Source organism: Methylobacterium sp. WCS2018Hpa-22 (assembly GCF_031843785.1).
Taxonomy (GTDB): Bacteria; Pseudomonadota; Alphaproteobacteria; order Rhizobiales; family Beijerinckiaceae; genus Methylobacterium.
The window spans coordinates 202,626-222,190 of sequence record NZ_JAVTJA010000006.1; the positions used below are offsets into that span (position 1 = coordinate 202,626).

General features: G+C 62.5%; 18 protein-coding genes and 1 tRNA gene. 13 read left to right on the forward strand and 6 right to left on the reverse strand.

Translation table 11 applies throughout. The features are described 5' to 3' along the window. Together RQI43_RS10300 and RQI43_RS10305 are read left to right on the forward strand one after the other, a co-directional pair. Positions 1-795: a thiazole synthase gene (locus RQI43_RS10300; RefSeq protein WP_056452111.1), complete on the forward strand. Its 795-nt coding sequence runs from the start codon at positions 1-3 to the stop codon at positions 793-795. Beyond that, positions 792-1,424: a thiamine phosphate synthase gene (locus RQI43_RS10305; RefSeq protein ID WP_311275086.1), complete on the forward strand. Its 633-nt coding sequence runs from the start codon at positions 792-794 to the stop codon at positions 1,422-1,424. Before RQI43_RS10300 ends, RQI43_RS10305 begins: the two co-directional genes overlap by 4 nt. Here the strand turns inward: RQI43_RS10305 and RQI43_RS10310 are convergent. The 6 genes from RQI43_RS10310 to map form a co-directional block, all read right to left on the reverse strand. Further along, positions 1,421-2,170, reverse strand: coding sequence for a hypothetical protein (locus RQI43_RS10310; RefSeq protein WP_056431094.1), 750 nt, complete (start codon positions 2,168-2,170; stop codon positions 1,421-1,423). The genes RQI43_RS10305 and RQI43_RS10310 overlap by 4 nt on opposite strands. Before the next feature lie 57 nt (positions 2,171-2,227). Next, positions 2,228-3,055 (reverse strand): transglutaminase family protein, encoded by an 828-nt coding sequence (locus RQI43_RS10315; protein ID WP_056431091.1) that lies wholly within the window; start codon positions 3,053-3,055, stop codon positions 2,228-2,230. Positions 3,056-3,091: 36 nt separating this feature from the next. Next, positions 3,092-4,036 (reverse strand): alpha-E domain-containing protein, encoded by a 945-nt coding sequence (locus RQI43_RS10320; protein ID WP_056431088.1) that lies wholly within the window; start codon positions 4,034-4,036, stop codon positions 3,092-3,094. 68 nt (positions 4,037-4,104) lie between these two features. After that, positions 4,105-5,544 (reverse strand): circularly permuted type 2 ATP-grasp protein, encoded by a 1,440-nt coding sequence (locus RQI43_RS10325; RefSeq protein WP_311275087.1) that lies wholly within the window; start codon positions 5,542-5,544, stop codon positions 4,105-4,107. Between the two features lie 138 nt (positions 5,545-5,682). Further along, positions 5,683-6,402 carry a DNA repair protein RadC gene (radC, locus tag RQI43_RS10330; RefSeq protein ID WP_056431084.1) on the reverse strand — a complete coding sequence of 240 codons (720 nt, stop codon included), beginning with the start codon at positions 6,400-6,402 and terminating at the stop codon, positions 5,683-5,685. Between the two features lie 25 nt (positions 6,403-6,427). Beyond that, complete coding sequence (gene map / locus RQI43_RS10335) at positions 6,428-7,258, reverse strand: type I methionyl aminopeptidase (RefSeq protein ID WP_311275088.1); 831 nt, start codon at positions 7,256-7,258, stop codon at positions 6,428-6,430. Positions 7,259-7,536: 278 nt separating this feature from the next. Between map and RQI43_RS10340 the strand changes: the two genes are divergently transcribed. From RQI43_RS10340 to RQI43_RS10390, 11 genes are all read left to right on the forward strand, one after another. Next, the gene (locus RQI43_RS10340) at positions 7,537-7,791 is read left to right on the forward strand and encodes a zinc-finger domain-containing protein (RefSeq protein WP_056431078.1); all 255 of its coding nucleotides are present in this window, start codon (positions 7,537-7,539) and stop codon (positions 7,789-7,791) included. Positions 7,792-7,824: 33 nt separating this feature from the next. Next, entirely contained in the window at positions 7,825-9,042 is a 1,218-nt protein-coding gene (locus RQI43_RS10345) for an FAD-dependent oxidoreductase (RefSeq protein ID WP_244483677.1), read from the forward strand. Positions 9,043-9,079: 37 nt separating this feature from the next. Further along, a tRNA-Leu gene (locus RQI43_RS10350) sits at positions 9,080-9,166 on the forward strand. 149 nt (positions 9,167-9,315) lie between these two features. Further along, complete coding sequence (gene edd, locus RQI43_RS10355; RefSeq protein WP_311275089.1) at positions 9,316-11,139, forward strand: phosphogluconate dehydratase; 1,824 nt, start codon at positions 9,316-9,318, stop codon at positions 11,137-11,139. A gap of 95 nt (positions 11,140-11,234) precedes the next feature. After that, positions 11,235-11,852 (forward strand): bifunctional 4-hydroxy-2-oxoglutarate aldolase/2-dehydro-3-deoxy-phosphogluconate aldolase, encoded by a 618-nt coding sequence (gene eda, locus RQI43_RS10360; RefSeq protein WP_311275090.1) that lies wholly within the window; start codon positions 11,235-11,237, stop codon positions 11,850-11,852. Positions 11,853-12,415: 563 nt separating this feature from the next. After that, positions 12,416-13,921, forward strand: a complete 1,506-nt coding sequence (locus RQI43_RS10365; RefSeq protein ID WP_311275091.1) for an aspartate ammonia-lyase — start codon at positions 12,416-12,418, stop codon at positions 13,919-13,921. Positions 13,922-14,379: 458 nt separating this feature from the next. Next, positions 14,380-15,981 carry a porin gene (locus RQI43_RS10370; RefSeq protein WP_056431069.1) on the forward strand — a complete coding sequence of 534 codons (1,602 nt, stop codon included), beginning with the start codon at positions 14,380-14,382 and terminating at the stop codon, positions 15,979-15,981. 403 nt (positions 15,982-16,384) lie between these two features. Continuing rightward, positions 16,385-17,263 (forward strand): amino acid ABC transporter substrate-binding protein, encoded by an 879-nt coding sequence (locus RQI43_RS10375; protein WP_311275136.1) that lies wholly within the window; start codon positions 16,385-16,387, stop codon positions 17,261-17,263. A gap of 28 nt (positions 17,264-17,291) precedes the next feature. Then, positions 17,292-18,014 (forward strand): amino acid ABC transporter permease, encoded by a 723-nt coding sequence (locus tag RQI43_RS10380; protein ID WP_056431064.1) that lies wholly within the window; start codon positions 17,292-17,294, stop codon positions 18,012-18,014. 57 nt (positions 18,015-18,071) lie between these two features. Further along, positions 18,072-18,764, forward strand: a complete 693-nt coding sequence (locus RQI43_RS10385) for an amino acid ABC transporter permease (RefSeq protein WP_056431063.1) — start codon at positions 18,072-18,074, stop codon at positions 18,762-18,764. Positions 18,765-18,817: 53 nt separating this feature from the next. After that, entirely contained in the window at positions 18,818-19,546 is a 729-nt protein-coding gene (locus tag RQI43_RS10390) for an amino acid ABC transporter ATP-binding protein (protein ID WP_196805484.1), read from the forward strand. Positions 19,547-19,565 lie beyond the last annotated feature (19 nt).

Genomic DNA, 19,565 nt, shown 5'->3' on the forward strand with positions numbered 1-19,565 from the left:
ATGAACGGACGTACGATCGAAACTGCTGCGGACGATGCATTGGTCATCGCCGGCGTGGCCTTGAGCTCCCGCCTTTTCATCGGCACTGCTGGTTATCCAACGCAGAGCATCATGGTCGATGCGGTCGAAGCATCCGGTGCAGAGGTCGTCACCGCCTCGATTCGCCGCGTCTCGCTGCAAGGCCATGGTTCGGATACCGTGCGACGCCTGAAGGGCTATCGTTTCCTGCCCAATACTGCTGGCTGCGAGACTGCTCGCGATGCGATCATGACCGCCGATCTCGCCCGTGAAGCCCTCGATACGAACTGGATAAAGGTCGAAGTCATCGGTGATCGGGAAACGCTTTACCCGGACGTGTCCGAATTGCTGGCCGCTTGTCGCCATCTCGTCGATGATGGGTTCGTTGTCCTGCCCTATTGCAATGACGACCCCGTCGTATGTCAGCGGCTTGCTGATATCGGCTGCGCGGCGGTGATGCCGATGGGCTCCCTGATCGGGTCTGGTATGGGGGTCGCCAACCCAGCTAATCTTGAGTTGATCTGTCGGCGGGCCAGTGTGCCGGTCATTGTCGATGCCGGAATCGGCACCGCTTCCGATGCTGTGGTCGCCATGGAGCTCGGCGCGGCGGGCTGTCTTCTCAATACCGCTGTGGCCAAAGCGGACGATCCGGTTCGCATGGCTCGCGCCATGCGTCATGCGGTCGAGGCCGGTCGCCTTGCCCATCTTGCTGGGCGAATCCCTAAGCGAGGCCGCGCTGATCCGTCGAGCCCGCAGCTCGGTCTCGTGGGCTCGTGACGCCGAAACCATCCGGTCTACTCGTCGTAACGGACCGGACGGGGAGTGACATCCCGTTGGTTGAAAGGGTCGAGGCGGCCCTCACCGGCGGTGTCCGCTGGATCTGGTTCAGGGACCGCGATCTCGACGCGGCCTCTCGCCAATCCCTTGCCGGAGACCTGATCATTCCGGTGCGTAGGATGGGTGCCGCTTTCATTGTGGGGGGAGACGTGGCGCTCGCCTGTGCGATCGGAGCAGACGGTGTCCATCTCGGTGGTGGCGCTAAGCGAGAGGATATCCTTTCGGCAAAGCAACAACTTCCATCCGTATGCCTGGTTGGCATCTCGGCCCATTCTCCAGCCGAGATCGACAGGGCCGCTGAACTGGGCGTGGACTACGCGACCCTTAGCCCAATTTTCGCGACGCAAAGCAAGCCGGGATACGGGCCCGCACTGAGGCCGGCTGCGCTCCAATCTGCTCGTAGGCGTGAGATACCGGTCCTTGCCCTAGGGGGAATCAGCCCGCTGAATACCCGCGCCTGCCGCAATGCCGGCTTTGCCGGAATTGCGATCATGGGCGGGGTCATGAGGGCCAAGGATCCGGAGGGGGCGGTACGTGCCTATCGCGAAGCCTGGGAGGCTCCGGGCTAGCGCGGGGCAGGCCCGTAGGGAGGACGTGGGATAGCCCGGTGCGCCGCGCGCAGAGCAGCCGACCACCGCTCCCGTAAATCGTGGAAATATGACTCTCCTGCCTCGATCCGATGGCTCACCTCAAGGTCGAGGGCATCGCGTCGGCACACGGCGATATCGATCGGCAAACCCACACCCAGATTCGAACGCATCGTCGAATCCATGGAAACGAGGCCCACCTTCAGGGCGTCATAGAGGTCCGTCTCGAACTTCACGGCCCGATCGAGGATGGGCTTGCCGTATTTATGCTCACCAATCTGAAGGAACGGTGCGTCGGTGCTGCACTCGATGAAGTTTCCGGCCGAGTAGATGAGAAACAGGCGCATCGGCTCATTGCCGATCTGACCGCCGAACAGCAGCGAGATGGAGAATCGCAGGTTCGCTGCCTCGAACCCGGCCTTCTCGATGGCACGCACACGGCGGATCGCCTTGCCGATGAGCTGGGCCGCCTGAAACATCGTCGTGGTTTCGGTGATCTTCAGTGTAGGTTCGCCGTCATCGCCAGAGACGCCCTCGGCCAACATGCTGAGTACCGACTGCGTCACAGATAGATTGCCAGCCGAGGCCAGCATCATCACCCGTTCGCCCGGCACGTTGAAATGATGCAGCTTGCGATAGGTCGAGATGTCGTCGAGTCCCGCATTCGTGCGGGTATCGGCAACCATCACGAGTCCTTCCTCGACGAGGAGCCCGACGCAATAGGTCATGATACCGATACCCCCGATGGCCCGAGAATCTCGAGCCATGCCTCACGATGCGACAGATTAAACCTGGACGGCGGCTTGGACCTGTTCGACGCGAAGCTTTACTTCGAGCGTTTCAGTCCCGCCACCCATCCGGCTGCCTCTGATCGGGGCCGCACCCAAATAATCCAGCCCGATGGCGACACGGATATGCGCCTCGGTCGTAGCGATACCATTTGCAGGGTCGAAACCTACCCATCCAAGGCCGGGCACCAGGGCTTCCGCCCAAGCATGCCCCGCTCCCTGGTCCTCCCCGCCTTCGGCGTGGAAGAAATAGCCCGAGACGTAGCGAGCAGGAATCTCGAGATGTCGCGCGGCCGCGATGAAAATATGGGCGAGATCCTGGCAGACGCCCTTTCCGGCGGCAAAGGATTGCGCAGCGGTGGTGCTGGCGCTGGCCGGACCCGGCTCGAACGCGACCGTGTCGAAGACAGCGGCAAGGAGACGGTGGAGGCAGGGGAGCACTGAGGAATCCCCTTCGTCGACCACGCTTTTGGCAAACGCCTGAAGCTCGGTATTGGCCACCGCCAAATCGGAATCGCGCAGGTAGAAAACGTCTGGAAGGCGTTCCACCGTGCCGCGGACGATCCCGTGCATCTCGTTGGTGTCGACTTCGCCGGTCACCCGGATGGTCAGGGCATCCGCAGGCTCGTCCGCCGTGAACCAGTGCGTGACATTACCGAAGCCGTCCTCGCGCTCGCTGACCCGCCCATCCACAGACGGCTCGATCCGCCAGCGACGGACGTATTGCCCGTCATGGTCACGCGGACGAAGACGCAAGAGTTGGATCAGGCCGCGAGCGGGCTGCTCGTAAGTGTAGTTGGTCTCATGGAAAACGCGGATGCGCATGGACGTCTCTTGCAGAGCTCAGGATTCGACGGAACCCTACACCAGATATTGTTCGATGACGGCCGCGCCGAGGCGATTGTTCTCGACGATAAAGGCGGTGACAAACTCGTGTAGCCCCGACCGGAAGACCCGGTCGATATTCTCGCTTTCAAGGCGTGCGAGAGTGTTGCTGGCCAATCGCTGACTAGCCCCACGCCTGCCATAGGCGTCGGCGATGAGATCGAGATGCTCCACCAGCATGCCGTAGCAATTTGTCAGGGAGCGCGGCATCTGCCGGTTCAGAATGAGCAGGTCGGCGACCAGAAGCGGTTTGACGCTTTCACGGTAAACCCAATGATAAGCGTTAAAAGCCGAAACCTCACGAAGGATCGTAGTCCATTGGAAATAATCAAGGCTTCCACCGACTTTCTCAGTGGCCGGCAGAAGAATACGGTATTTCACATCAAGGATACGGGCGGTATTATCCGCCCGCTCAATGGCGGTGCCGAGTCTTGTGAACCAATAGGCGTCGTTCCGTAGCATCGTACGATAGGCTGAGCCGTCGAACGCGAGGGACACACCTTTCACCCATTCGAGGAAACGGCTGAACTCATCGCGAGTGAGGTCACGACCTTCGTAGTTGCGCAGTTCGAGCCAGGCACCGTTGATCGCGTCCCACATTTCCGTGGTCAGTGCAGTACGCACGGACCTCGCGTTTTCTCGCGCCGTCTCGATGCAGGAGCGGATCGAAGAAGGGTTGTGCGGTGAGAAAGCCAGGAAGTTGCACACGGTCGCTTCGTTGACGCTGTCATAAAGCGTCTTGAACACTTCCGGGTCTCCCGCCGAAGCCAGTGCCGACGCCCATTCGTTGGTCTCGCCACCGCCGTAGCTCGACGGCAGGGCCGCGAGCCGGTGAGCCGCATCGAGGATGCGAGCCACGAATTCGGCCCGCTCGGCGTAGCGCGAGAGCCAGTAAAGATTGTCGGCGGTCCGGGACAGCATGGGCTTCCGTTAAGGCGATAGACGAGAAAACGATCCACCTCTCGCGCGAGGTGAGTTCGAACGTGATGTCAGGCGTCGAGTACCCAAGTGTCTTTGGTGCCACCGCCCTGGCTCGAATTGACGACGAGCGACCCTTCCTTGAGGGCAACACGTGTCAGACCGCCGGGAACGATCCTGATTTCGTCGGAGCCGCATAACACGAACGGTCGCAGATCGACGTGGCGCGGTGCGACGCCGGATGCAACGAATGTTGGGCACGTTGAGAGAGCAAGGGTCGGCTGGGCGATGAACCCATCCGGTGAGTGGCGGAGCTTGCGCCCGAAATCTTCGATTTCCCGCTTCGTGGCATGCGGACCGACCAGCATGCCGTAGCCCCCCGACCCGTTGACTTCCTTCACGACGAGATCGGCCAGATTATCCATCACGTAGGAGAAGGCCTCCTTTTCGCGGCACCGGTATGTCGGCACGTTGTGAAGGATGGGCTCCTCGCCGGTGAAGAATTTCACGATCTCCGGCATGTAGCTGTAGACCGCCTTGTCGTCCGCGATACCGGTGCCGACCGCGTTGGCAAGGGTTACCGTCCCGCGCTCATAGGCATTCATGAGGCCGGGCACACCGAGAACCGAATCGGGGCGAAACACCAGGGGGTCGAGGAAATCGTCGTCCAGGCGGCGGTAGATGACATCGACTCGGCGCGGGCCTTCCGTGGTGCGCATGTAGACGACGTCGTCCTTGGTGAAGAGGTCAGATGCCTCCACCAGATCGACGCCAAGCTTGTCGGCCAGGAAGGAGTGTTCGTAGAAAGCCGAATTGTAGCGACCGGGGGTGAGCAATACGACGGAGGGATCTCGGGTCGCAGTCTGCGGGGCCAGGCTGCGTAGGGTCGCGAGCAGGGAATCCGGATAATTCTCCACCGGCGCCACGCGATGGCGCGAAAACAATTCGGGGAAGAGCCGCAGCATCACTTCCCGGTTCTCCAGCATGTACGAGACGCCGGACGGCGTGCGGGCATTGTCCTCGAGCACGAAGAAGTCGCTCTCGCCGGTACGGACGATATCGATACCGGCGATGTGCACATAGAGATCGTGCGGGACTTTGAAGGCCCGCATCTCCATCCGGTAGTGCGGATTGCGATAGACCAGATCAGCCGGAATGATCCCGGCTTTGATGCATTCCTGCGCGCCATAGATGTCGCTGAGGAAGGCATTTATCGCGGTGACGCGCTGTTTCAGCCCGCGCTCCAGGAAGCTCCATTCCGGCTTGGTGATAACCCGTGGGATGATGTCGAAAGGGATCAGCCGCTCAGTGGATTCGTTTGCACCGTAAACGGCGAAGGTGATGCCGATCCGCCGAAATAACATTTCGGCTTGGCTACGACGCGTATTGAAATGCTCGGGCGGAGTCGTGTCGAGCCAGGATTTCAGACTGTCATAGGCTTCTCGTACCGCGGAATCGCCCATTACGGCGCCGGGTATCCCATTCATCTCGTCGAACGCAGCGAGCGCCATTCGCGCCTCCCCTTTTATCTCGGCATCGTCGCAAGAGGCGCGCCACCGGGTCGATGTGCACGTCACATCAGGCCGACGTTGTCTCCCGATCGCCGTCCGCCAAACGATCCGCCTAATCCCAACGTCAGAGTAGCACGTTCAGATCAGCTTCAACCCTTTCAGACTCGCGTGTCCATCGCGTCCGAGAATGACATGGTCGTGGACGATAATTCCCAATGGATCGAGGATTCCAACAATCTCCCGCGTCATCTTGATATCCGCCGCCGACGGTGTCGGATCACCGGATGGGTGATTGTGGGCGAGGATGATGGCGGTGGCCGAGAGTTCGAGGGCGCGGCGAGCGACTTCACGTGGATAGACTGGAGTATGGTCGACGGTGCCCCGACCTTGAACTTCGTCGGCGATGAGGTGGTTGCGTTTGTCCAGGAACAGCACGCGGAACTGCTCGCGCGGCGAAAAGGCCATGGTCGCGCGGCAATACTCGAGGAGTGCAGCCCAGGAGGACAGCAAGGGGCGCGCGGCGATGGCACCCCGAGCGAGGCGATGGCCGGCCGCCTCGATCAGCTTGATATCGGCGATCACGCCCTGGCTGACGCCGTCCACCTCCGCGAGACGGTTCGGTTCTGCGCTCACGACTTCCGCGAAACTGCCGAACCGCCGAATCAAAGCCTTTGCCAGGGGCTTTACGTCCCGGCGCGGGATCGCTCGAAAGAGAACGAGTTCGAGCAGCTCATAGTCGGGCAGTGCATCGGCGCCGGCTTGGGCGAATCGGGCCCTCAACCGGTCGCGATGTCCGAGATAATGCGGTTCCAGCGATCCTGTGGTCTCGCTCGCCGATGCGACGGGGAGGCGCGTCATCGTGTTGCCTCCGGATCGATCGCTTTCAGGCAGATGGATTGATTGGCTGATGCAGGCCTTTGGGCGAGAAGGTGAACACTTCGACGCCGGTTTCCGTCACGGCTACGGTGTGCTCGAACTGAGCCGAGAGCGATCGATCTCGGGTTACGGCTGTCCAGCCGTCCGAGAGAACCTTCACCGCCGGTCTACCGAGATTGATCATGGGTTCGACCGTGAAGAATTGTCCGGGCTGGAAGGCCACGTCGTAGCTCGGCTCGACATAATGCAGGATCGTCGGGGCATCGTGATAGGTGCGACCCAGACCGTGCCCGCAGAAATCTCGCACCACCGAGCAGCGCTCCGCTTCGGCATAGGCCTGGATCGCGCGGCCGATATCCGTAGTCGAGCCTCCCGGTTTGATCGCCGCAATGCCACGCATGAGGCATTCGTGGGTGATCTCGCACAGGCGTGCCGCCTTACGCGGCACCTCGCCGACATAGGCCATGCGGCTACTATCCCCGTGCCATCCGTCGATGATCAAACAGATGTCGAGATTGACGATATCGCCCTCGCGCAAGGGTTTGTCGTTGGGGATCCCATGACAGACGACGTGGTTGATCGATGTGCAGATCGATTTCGGGTAGCCTCGATAGAGTAGCGAGGCCGGGTAAGCGCCGTTATCCATCGCGAATTCGTAGGCGAGGCGGTCGAGCGCTTCCGTGGTCACACCCGGCGCCGTGGCTTCCATCAGCACGTCGAGGGCTTCTGCCGTCAGGCGACCGGCCTTGCGCATGCCCTCGAACCCTTCGGGACCGTGAATCGGCGGCCGAGGCGCGCGGCGTCCGCCTTCGACAACGGCCTGTTCGTTCTGGGTCATGACAAGTGTGGTTTCGTAAAAGCAGCGGTGAGAACCATCTATCTACGGCGGCATGCGCTGGAGGCCAACCCTAGACGGTAGACGGTAGACGGTTTTGCCGGCAGCGACTGCTTTTCCGGTTTCGTGTTCGGTGAAGGCAATCCGCCGCCGGCTTTTTGCTGGGCCTGGGGAATCGTCGGCGCTAGGCTTCACGCCGCCGAGGGGCTAGAGAATGCCTGCGATGGACCAATGTTGCCCGGTCGGGGGTCACCTCGGCGGGCCGGAGGCAGGATCGGGCGATGGCTGACAAGGCGGTGCCGCATTTCCACAACGACCTCGGGGTCGCCCTCATCGAAGTGGGCTCGAAGGAGTTCATGTGCATCGGCGCCAAGCCGCCCTTCGATCATCCGCACGTGTTCCTCGATATGGGTAGCGATGACGAGATCATCTGCCAGTACTGCTCGACGCTTTACCGCTACCGCGCAACCCTCAAAGCTGGGACTGCCGATCCGGCCGCCGCCGTCTGGGATGACCACGGGGCGAAGGCGGCCTGATCGCGTAGCGTTTCGTAGCGACGAGACCCGCAGGTGTCCGACGATTCTCATGGCGTTCGAATCCCTTCAGTCAGGACTGGCCTTTCTGTAGCTATCGTCGGCGCGGGCATTGGAGGCCTGACTGCCGCTCTCGCTCTCGATGCCGCCGGGCATGAAGTGACGCTCGTCGAGCGGAGGACGGGGTTCAGTGAGGTCGGGGCCGGCCTGCAGCTCTCTCCGAATGCGAGCCGCGTTCTCATTGGGTTGGGCCTCGGTGCGGCCCTTCGCAGGGCGGCGAGCGAACCGCCAAGGGTCGTGGTGCGTGCCCTCGGGACGGGCCGCGAGATCGGCGGTGTCGAACTCGGTGCCGATCTGCGCAGTCGCCATGGCGCCCCCTATTATGTCATCCACCGGGCCGATCTGCAGACGCTCCTTCTCGATGCCGTCCGTAGCCGGCCGGGAATCCGGTTGCTTATGGGGCGGGATGTGCGAGGGCTGGCCGAGTCGGCCTCCTCCGTCGAACTGACACTGGAAAGCGGGCAAGGTTCGAAAACCGACACGCTGGCGGTCGATCTCGTGGTTGGCGCCGACGGTGTGCGATCCACGCTGCGGGGCCATTTCGACGGAAAGCCCTTGCGGTCCTGCGGAGAGGCTGCCTGGCGGGCGACGATACCGATCGATTCCGCCCCGCCGGAACTACAGGGCGACGAGACCGGTCTTTGGCTCGGGCGTCGACGGCACGTCGTGCATTACCCGATCCAGGGTGGACGGAGCATCAACATCGTGGCGGTCGTGCCCGAGCGCATCGGCAGCGAGGGTTGGGGGCAGCTCGGCGAGTCTGCGGTCCTGCGAGCGCAGTTTCCGGACGCGACCCCTGTTCTTGCCGAGCTTCTGACTGCACCTGATTCCTGGCTGGTCTGGTCGCTCGTCGACCGGCCGACTGCGCGACCGATGGCGCGGGGGCGGGTGGCCCTGCTAGGCGATGCGGCCCATCCCGTCCTACCGTTCCTGGCTCAGGGCGCAGCGCTCGCCATTGAGGACGCAGCCGTCCTCGCCGTGACGCTGCGAGCCGATGACGTAGCGGGATCGATGGTGGCTTACGCGAAACGACGCGTGCCTCGCACCAAGCGCGTGCAAGCGGCGGCACGCGGCAACGGCCGGACCTATCATGCCGGGGCGCTCCTCGGTTTTGCCCGCAATACCGTGATGCGCCGGCTCGGTCCCACCGGAATGGGCCGCCGCTACGACTGGCTCTACGGCTGGGCGCCTTGATCTCGGAGCCTCGCCTCGTTACCGCTGATCTCGCAATGCGGACGTGGCGAAACCGGTAGACGCACGAGACTTAAAATCTTGCGGCTGAAAGGCTGTGCGGGTTCGAGTCCCGCCGTCCGCACCATCACCCGCTTCGAACCGCGATGGCCTGAAACGTGCTGAGCCGATCCGGTCATTGATCGTACCGCGCGGCGACCGATCTATCGCCTGCGAGACGAGCCCTCTACGTTCCTGACAGCAGGTGGCTTCGCATCAGCGAGGGAAGGATCTGCCATGACCGAGCTTCACCCGGAAGTCGCAGCCGTCACCGAGCGCGTGGTGACGCGCTCCAAGGCGAGCCGGCGCGCCTATCTCGACCTGATCGCCCGCGAACGCGACGGCGGCGTGCACCGGCCGATGCTCAATTGCGGCAACCTCGCCCATGGCTTCGCGGCCTCCGGCGAGGACAAGCCGGCGATCAAGGCCGGCCGGGGCATGAATATCGGCATCGTCACCGCCTATAACGACATGCTCTCTGCGCATCAGCCCTATGGCCGCTACCCTGAGCAGATGAAGTTGTTCGCCCGCGAGGTCGGGGCAACGGCGCAAGTTGCAGGCGGGGTCCCCGCCATGTGCGACGGCGTCACCCAGGGGCAGCGCGGCATGGAACTGTCGCTGTTCTCACGCGACACCATCGCGCTTTCCACGGCGGTCGGCCTCAGTCACGGCATGTTCGACGGGGCAGCCCTGCTCGGCATCTGCGACAAGATCGTGCCGGGGCTGCTCATCGGCGCCCTGCGCTTCGGGCATCTGCCGCAGATCCTGATCCCGGCCGGGCCGATGCCCTCGGGCCTCGCCAACAAGGAGAAGCAGCGCATCCGCCAGCTCTATGCCGAAGGCAAGGTCGGCCGCGACGAGCTTCTGGAATCGGAATCCGCCTCTTATCATGGGGCGGGAACCTGCACCTTCTACGGCACCGCCAATTCCAACCAGATGATGATGGACGTGATGGGCCTGCACATGCCCGGCGCCTCTTTCATCAATCCCGGTACGAAGCTGCGCCAGGCAGTGACCCGCGCAGCCGTCCACCGGCTCACGGAGATCGGTGCTTCCGGCAACGATTACCGGCCCCTCGGGCGCTGCGTCGACGAGAAAGCCATCGTCAACGCGATCATCGGCCTGTTGGCCACCGGCGGCTCCACCAACCACGCTATCCACCTGCCGGCAATCGCCAGGGCCGCCGGGATCATCGTCGACTGGGAGGATTTCGACCGGCTCTCGGCCGTCGTTCCGCAGGTGGCAAAGGTCTATCCCAACGGCTCCGGGGACGTGAACCACTTCCACGCCGCTGGAGGCATGTCCTACGTCATCGCCAGCCTCATCGACGCGGGCCTGCTTCACGACGACATCCTCACCGTGGCCGGCAGGCGCCTGCGCGACCATGCCCGCGACCCGAAGCTGATCGAGGACGAGCTAGTGTTCGAGGACGCGCCGGCGGCTTCGCATGACGAGAGCATCCTGCGCGGCCCCGCCAACGCCTTCCAGCCGGATGGCGGGATGCGGCTGGTGAAGGGCAATCTCGGCCGTGCCACTTTCAAGACCAGCGCCGTCGACCCTTCGCGCTGGACGGTGGAGGCTCCGGCTCGGGTGTTCGACGATCAGGACGACGTCATGGCCGCCTTCAAGGCGGGTGAACTGGAGCGGGACGTCGTGGTGGTAGTGCGGTTCCAGGGACCGAAAGCCAACGGAATGCCCGAACTCCACAAGCTGACGCCGCAACTCGGTGTCCTTCAGGATCGTGGTTTCCGCGTCGCCCTCGTGACCGACGGGCGCATGTCCGGTGCGTCTGGCAAGGTGCCGGCCGCGATCCATCTGAGCCCGGAGGCCCTCGGAGGCGGCCCACTGGGAAAGCTTCGCGACGGCGACATCGTTCGCCTGAGCGCCGAGGATGGTACGCTTCAAGCGCTCGTCGATCCGTCCGAATGGGAGACGCGGGGAAATGCGACAGCGCCTCCGCCGGCTTTCGGTACCGGGCGGGAGCTTTTTGCCTTCATGCGCCATGGGGCGGATGGCGCCGAGCAGGGCGCCTCCGCGATGCTCAGCGCCGCCGGACTCTAGCCAACGCTGTCCGGTCCGGGGAGGGCGCATTGGCTCTCTGCATGACGCTTCCACGACCGACCGAACACTCCACCCTTCGCCAAGGACGGTTCTCAATGACGACCATCGACGCGCTGATGCGCTCCGTTCCCGTGATTCCCGTCCTCGTGATCGAAGAGGCTGCCCATGCTGAGCCGATCGCCAGGGCCCTCGTCGATGGCGGCCTGACGGCGCTGGAGGTCACCCTGCGGACCCCCGCTGCCCTCGAGGTGATCCGCATCATGGCGCAGGTCGAGGGTGCTGTGGTCGGCGCGGGCACTGTACTCAACGAGCGGGATCTCGATGCGGCAATGAGCGCCGGCGCGCAGTTCATCGTCAGCCCCGGTCTCACCGATCCGCTGACGAAAGCCGCGCTAGACCGCGGCATTCCCTTCCTGCCGGGGATTGCCAATGCCGCCGACATCATGCGCGGCCTCGATCACGGGCTCGACCGGTTCAAGTTCTTCCCTGCCGAGGCCGCCGGTGGCGTAAAGGCGCTGAAGGCCCTCACCGGCCCGTTCGGAAAGGTCTGTTTTTGCCCGACGGGTGGAATCACCGAAGCGACGGCACCGGACTGGTTGGCCGTCGGCCAAGTCCTCTGCGTCGGCGGCAGTTGGGTCGTGCCGGCCGGCGAGCCGCAGCCTGAAGCAATCCGTAGGGCAGCAAGGGTCGCGTCAGGCCTACGAAGGAAATGACCCGCCAAGAGGAATACTCTCGGATGCGCAGTCCTGCGGTGTGGCGGCATGGGGTCAGCTAAGGCCGCCGCATCCGGGAGGCGTCATTGGACAGGATCTTCACCGCTGCGCCACAACGATTGAGGCAATCATAGCAGCGCTAAAGCGCTCGATAGCTTCACTTGAATATCTCGCCGCAAAGCATGGACTGACCCCCAAGACGTCGTGATGTGGTGAAAGCGTGTCTTCTTGGAGGACGCGGCGACGGGGTCGAAGACGCCGCTCTCTTCCGTGCTTGCGACCAACGAAGCGGCGGTCATCGTCACCTTCCACCGGCACAAGCTTTTGTCGCTCGACGATTGTTTCTGCGCGCTCCGAGTAGCCGTCTCGCACCTCATCCGATCATCGCTGCATCGGCGTCTGCAGCGACGCGGAATGAGTCGATAACCTGAGGTCGGCGGCTATTCATGCGGCTTCAGGACTGAGCCGATGTCAGGATTGGACCTCCAAAGCGCTTGACGGTCGTGCCGCCGCGTGTGGCCTTCCGCAGAGCCGCTGCGAGCGCAGGGCGAGGGAGAAGATCGATGGCGACGGACACGCAGACGGTCACCGAGATACCGACCGAGAACATCGCTGTCGCAACAGTGCGAACCGTCGAGATGGAGGGCGCACGGACTCGCACGGAGCACGACCTTCTCGGTTACGGCGAAGTCCCCGCCGACGCCTATTGGGGGATCCATACCAAGCGCGCGGTCGCGAACTTCCCCATCACGGGTGTTCCGGTGGGGCACTTTCCTGAATTCGTAAGAAGCCTCGCTCTTGTGAAGCAGGCCGCTGCGCGCGCCAACCGGCGACTTGGCTACCTGGCCGCCGACAAGGCCGACGCCATCGACCGCGCCTGTATTCTCGTCGCCACTGAGCCGCGCTTTGCCGAATCCTTCGTGGTGGATGCGATTCAGGGCGGCGCTGGCACGTCGACCAACATGAATGCCAACGAGGTGATCGCCAATGTCGCCCTGGAACTGATGGGGCACCCGCTAGGGCATTATGAGGCGCTCCACCCCAATGACGACGTCAACATGGCGCAATCCACCAACGACGCCTATCCGACGGCGCTGAGACTTGCGGTCATTTTCGCCACCCAGCCGCTCATTAAGGCGCTCGACGACCTCGCCTACGCTTTCAAGGGCAAGGCCGTTGAGTTCGCCGATGTCCTCAAGATGGGCCGCACCCAACTCATGGATGCGGTACCGATGACCCTCGGCCAGGAATTCGATGGGTTCCACGCCACCATGAAAGAGGACGTGGCCCGGCTGAATGAGATCGTCGGGCTGTTCCGCGAGGTCAATCTCGGTGCCACAGCCATCGGCACCGGAATCAATGCCGATCCTCGTTACGCATCCCTGGCGGTGGAAGAGCTGTCACGCATTTCCGGGCACCCCATGGTCCTTGCATCGAACCTGATCGAGGCGACATCCGATCTCGGAGCGTTCGTTCTGTTCTCCGGCGTGCTGAAACGCGTGGCGGTCAAGCTCTCTAAAATCTGCAACGATCTGCGCCTGCTTTCCAGCGGCCCGCGCACTGGGTTCGGCGAGATCCGGCTGCCGGCCGTCCAGGCCGGTTCATCGATCATGCCGGGTAAGGTCAACCCGGTGATTCCTGAGGTGGTCAACCAGGTCGCCTTCCTGGTGATTGGCCACGACCTCACCGTGACCCTCTGCGCAGAGGGAGGCCAGCTTCAGCTCAACGCCTTCGAGCCGACGATCGGGTATTGCGTTCTCAGCTCCCTGCGCATGCTTACCGCCGCGGTCGATACCCTCACGAAACGGTGCATCGAAGGGATCGAGGCGGATCGCGAACGCTGCCGCTCCCTCGTCCATGGTTCGATCGGCCTCGTTACCGCCCTTGTGCCGACCCTGGGGTACGAGGCTTGCTCCAGAGTCGCCCAACGTGCCTTGGCAGAGAATCGCCCCGTCGCCGAGATCGTGTTGGAGGAGGGATTGCTGACGGAGAATCAGCTCGAGCATCTGTTGGAGCTCGAAGCCATGACACGTCCTTCGCGTGTGAGACGGACCAATCAGGGGGCCTGACGGCTAACGCGTCCCGACTGCCCCGTCGTTCCGGTACAGGCGCTGGAACGGGGTCCTGGCTCTCTTTATGACGGTTCAGTGACGGTGCAGAGCACAAAAACTAAGCAAAGGGTGCGCTGGCGTGAACAAGTAATGCCATTAGCGCAGCGCGATGCATTGCTTTTCTTCTCCGGGGCCAACCTCTGCACAGCATGCGACCTCAGCGATGACATGGTTTGCCGCCTGACAAACGTTGCAACGCCGCCACAGCGGTTCACAACCGCCGTGGCATTCACGATTCCGAGTTGCCCGGCGGGACCCGCTCGCACAGAGTGAAAACGCACTGGGGAAACCCCGGGGCACAGCCGGAACGGGGCGATGAAACGCTCCCCTGGCTAACAAATAAAGGCAAACGAACATCGGTCGACGCCGTGTTGAAGTTGCCTATCCCTCGGGTCTCGAAGCTTTTGGAGATATCAATGAAGCTCTTGAAGAGCTCACTCCTCGGTACCGCCGCAGGTTTTGCGTCGGTCGTTGGAGCGCATGCCGCCGATCTTCCTGTGAAGAAGGCCGTGCCGATCGAATACGTCCGCGTCTGCTCCGCCTACGGCGCCGGCTTCTTCTACATCCCCGGAACGGACACCTGCATCCGTCTCTCGGGCCGTGCCCGCCTCGACATCGGCTACCAGCCGACGGACAGCCGTTCCGGCTCGGGCAATGGTGACACGACCGGCTATATCGGCCTCGCCCGCATCAACGTCGATGCCCGCACCCAGACGGCCTACGGCACCCTGCGCGCCTTCACCCGTATCCAGTTCGCCTCGCGCACCGGCGGCACCGGCGGCCTCCGCTCCGGCACCCAAGAGCGCATCGGCTCCGCCTTCGCTGCAACCGGTCAGGATCAGGCTGGTCGCGCTCAGCAGTTCGTGAACACCGATAAGGCGTTCATTCAGTTCGCCGGCCTCACCGCTGGTCGCGCCTCCTCGTTCTTCGACTTCTACGCTCACGACTTCGAGTTTGCTGGCGCGACCCTGAACTCCGACGTTCAGTCGACCAACCTGCTCGCCTATTCGGCTAAGTTCGGCGAAGGCTTCTCCGCCACGGTCTCGCTCGAAGACCCGACCTTCCGTCGCAACACCGTCTACTCGCAGACCTTCGGGGCGACTGGCGTGACCGGCGCTCCGTCTCCGGTTCTCGTCGGACTCGGCGCAACGAACACGTTCCAGAACTTCGACGTGTCGCAGCGTAACCGGATGCCCGACTTCGTCGGCGTTCTGCGCTACGATGCTGCCTGGGGTTCGGCTCAGATCTCAGCTGCCGTCAAGGAAATCAACGTCCAAAATCCCGTTGGATCTACCTTCGCTGTGGCTTCGGTTCCCGGTCTTGGTGGGACTGCTGTGACCGGACATCCCTCGAGCGAGTACGGCTGGGCTGTCCAGGGTGGCGTGAAGATCAACACCCCGTTCATCGCTCCGGGCGATACGCTGTACCTGCAGGGAGCCTACGGTGAGGGTTCGACCCTCTACACGGGCTACTCGTCCTACAACGGCAGCTACACCGCGATTGCCAGCACCATCAACGGCGCTGCCTTCGATCCCTTCATGTCCGACGCCACGCTGAACCCTCTCACCGGCAAGATCGAAACCTCCACCAGCTTCACGGTGGTTGGCTCGTTCCTGCACTACTGGTCGCCTGAGTGGCGTTCGGCCGTGTTCGGCAGCTACGGCGAGCTCTCCTTCGCCCGTGGCGCTCGCGCCGCCAATGCCGCTGCTTTCCAGACGAATGGTGCCACCACTCAGTTCACTGGCACTCCCGGCACAGTCTCCTTCGACGTGAGCCCGGTTCTCCGTGACACCTACCAGATCGTCGCCGGCGCAAGCCTGATCTGGTCGCCAGTGAAGGACCTCGATATCGGTGTCGAGGGCTTCTACACCAAGGTCGGCGTTCAGAACGGCCGTGTCGTGGATCGCACCCAGTCGAGCGGCACCGTCAACGCTGCGAACATCGCCTCCGGCGCCGTTCGCACCGTGACCGCCGACGACACCTACCAGGTGCGTATGCGCGTCCAGCGCGACTTCTAAGCCTCTGCGATTTTGGGGTTGGCGCTTCGTGCGCCGACCCTGGGAGATGCAAGGAAACGGTTCAAAATGGGCCCGGCTGAAAAGCCGGGCCTTTTTCATGACTGCCGCACATCGATAATCGGCCTCTTCCTTCTGGATCCGGTGATTTCAAACGCAGGGCATTGTCTCGCGAAAAGCGATCTAGCCCGCTCGCACGGCACGTTGATTGCTATAGTCTTCCTGAGCGGTTGACATCTCCGGTGGTCCCTTATTCACCGATTGCGATGGGCGCGACCGCTGCTACGTTGAGCCTCGAGAGCCGATCATTCGGTCGGCGGAAACCCCTTCGGGAGTTAGCCTTCACATGCATTTTGGTCATCACAGGTCCGTCGCTCTGAAGGCGACGGTCGTCCTTGCATCGGCAATGAGCTTCACGCTCGGCGCAGCCGGCGCCAATGCCCAGGAACTGACCGGCACCCTCAAAAAGATCAAAGAGACCGGTGAAATTACGATCGGCTATCGTGACGCCTCCGTTCCGTTTTCTTACCTCGACGGTGATCAGAAGCCGGTCGGATACGCCTTCGAGATCTGTAAGAAGATCGCCGAAGCGGTGAAGACCAACCTGAAGCTCACGAAGCTCGAGGTGAGGCTAAATCCCGTCACCTCCGCCACACGCATCCCGCTGATCGCCAACGGCACCGTCGATCTCGAATGCGGTTCGACCACGAACAACGTCGATCGCCAGAAGCAGGTCTCCTTTACGAACACCCACTTCCTCACCGCGACCCGCTACGTCGCGAAGAAGTCGGCCAAACTCGACACGATCGAGGATCTCAAGGGTAAGACCGTCGTCTCCACCTCGGGCACCACCAATATCCGTCAGATCAACGAGGCCAATACCGCGCGCAACCTCGGCCTGACGATTCTGCCAGCCAAGGATCACGCTGAAGCATTCTTGATGGTCGAGACCGGCCGCGCCGCTGCCTTCGTGATGGACGACGTGTTGCTTGCCTCGCTGGCCGCCAGTTCCAAGGAGCCCGGTGCCTACGCCATCTCCAGCGAGGCCCTGTCGAAGCCCGAGCCCTACGGCATCATGCTCCGCAAGGATGACGCGCCGTTCAAGGCCGTGGTCGATGAGGCGACGTCCAAGCTCTACAAGAGCCCCGAGGGCAAAGCCTTGTACGAGACCTGGTTCACCAAGCCGATCCCGCCGCGCGGCATCAATTTGAACCTGCCCATGAGCGAGCCGATGATCAAGGCCTTCGCGTCGCCGAGCGACAGCGCCGACCCGGCCGCTTACTAAGCCGCCGCACGGGAGCAGACGACAGGCGATGAATTACAACTGGAACTGGCGGGTCTTCTTCGACCCGTCGCCGGAAGGCACCGGTACTTATGCCGACATGCTTCTCTCCGGCCTGTCTTGGACGATCGCCACGGCGCTCTGTTCCTGGATCATCGCCTTCTCCCTCGGCTCGCTCATTGGGGTGCTGCGCACCCTTCCGAGCCGGGGGGCTCAGCGGATCGGCACCATGTATGTGGAGCTTTTCCGGAACATTCCCCTGCTGGTTCAGATGTTCCTCTGGTTCTACGTCGTGCCGGAGCTCCTTCCCGGCTCCTGGGGGACTTGGCTGAAACAGCTGCCCAATGCATCGTTCTACACGGCGGTCATCTGTCTCGGCTTCTTCACCGCATCACGAGTCGCTGAGCAGGTCCGAACCGGCATCGAGACCTTGCCCCGTGGCCAGCGGATGGCCGGCACCGCCATCGGTCTCACCACTTGGCAGACCTATCGCTACGTGCTGCTGCCCAATGCCTACCGGGTGATCCTACCCCCGCTGACATCGGAGTTCTTGAACAACCTGAAGAATACGTCGGTGGCGCTCACCATCGGTCTGCTCGAACTGACCGCGCGGGCGCGCTCGATGCAGGAATTCTCTTCTCAGGTCTTCGAATCCTTTACGGCAGCCACGGTTATCTATCTCGGCATCAGCCTGATCGTGGTGACCCTGTCGAGCAAGCTCGAGACACGTATCGCTGTCCCGGGATCGCGCTGATGCCCGCACCATCCGCCTTCCCATCCTTCGCGACCGCCAGACGGGACTAGAGGACCGATGTTTACGGATTTCGACTTCGGGGTCGTCCTCTCATCCTTGCCGTACCTGTTCGGTACGGGAATGGTGTTCACGCTGACGCTCACCGCACTCGCCGCCTCGGGCGGCATCATTCTCGGCACCGTCATAGCGATGATGCGACTTTCCGGGATCGCTGCTCTGGCGATCCCGGCCAAGATCTACGTGAACTTCATGAGGTCGCTGCCGCTCGTGCTGGTGATCTTCTGGTTCTACTTCCTCGTTCCCTATATCGGACAGTGGATGACGGGTGCTTCGCGTCCGATCTCGGTCGGCGCTTTCACCTCAGCGCTCGTAACGTTCACCTTGTTCGAGGCGGCGTTCTTTTCGGAGATCATGCGCGCCGGCATCCAGGCAATTCCGAAGGGGCAAACATCCGCGGCCCAGGCCATCGGCCTCACCTACGGGCAGACCATGCGGACAGTGATCCTGCCTCAAGCCTTCCGCAACATGCTGCCCTTGCTGCTGACCCAGACCATCGTGCTGTTCCAGGATACGTCCCTCGTCTACGTGATCTCGCTTACCGATTTCCTCGGTGCCGCATCCAAGGTGGCTCAGCGCGATGGGCGTCTCGTGGAAATGTATCTGTTCGCGGCTGCGATCTATCTGGTGATTTGCATCACCGCCTCGACTCTCGTCCGGCGCCTGCAGCGCCGTGTCGCCATCATTCGCTAAGCTTTCGAGGATCCGCCATGTCCGCCATCGATCCCCAGGCTTCGGCAAAGCCGATGATCGCCATCGACAACATCAGCAAATGGTACGGCCCGGTTCAGGTTCTAAACGGGTGCACGACCCAGGTCACCAAGGGCGAAGTCGTCGTGGTCTGCGGTCCTTCAGGCTCCGGCAAATCCACCCTGATCAAGACCGTCAACGCCCTGGAGCCGATCCAGAAAGGGGCCATCACCGTCGATGGTATCGGTGTTCAGGCGAAGGGAACCAACCTTCCCAAGCTTCGTGCGCGCGTCGGCATGGTGTTCCAGCATTTCGAGCTGTTTCCACACCTGTCGATCATCGACAACCTCATGCTCGGCCAGTGCAAAGTCCTCGGACGGTCGAAGGACGATGCACACGATCGCGGCCTCAAGCTCCTCGGTCGTGTTGGTCTCTCGGCGCATTCGCACAAATATCCGGGCCAGCTTTCCGGTGGTCAGCAACAGCGCGTCGCCATCGCCCGCGCCTTGTCGATGAACCCCATCGTCATGCTGTTCGATGAGCCGACCTCGGCTCTCGACCCCGAGATGGTCGGAGAGGTGCTGGATGTGATGATCGAGCTCGCCCGCGAGGGTATGACGATGATGGTCGTCACCCACGAAATGGGCTTCGCTCGGAAAGTCGCCAACCGCGTCGTCTTCATGGATCGTGGGGAGATCGTCGAAGACGCTACGAAGGACGACTTCTTCGACAAGCCTCGCTCGGAGCGGGCTCAGACCTTCCTCTCGAAGATCCTGGCTCACTGACCTGTAGACGAAGGGCGAG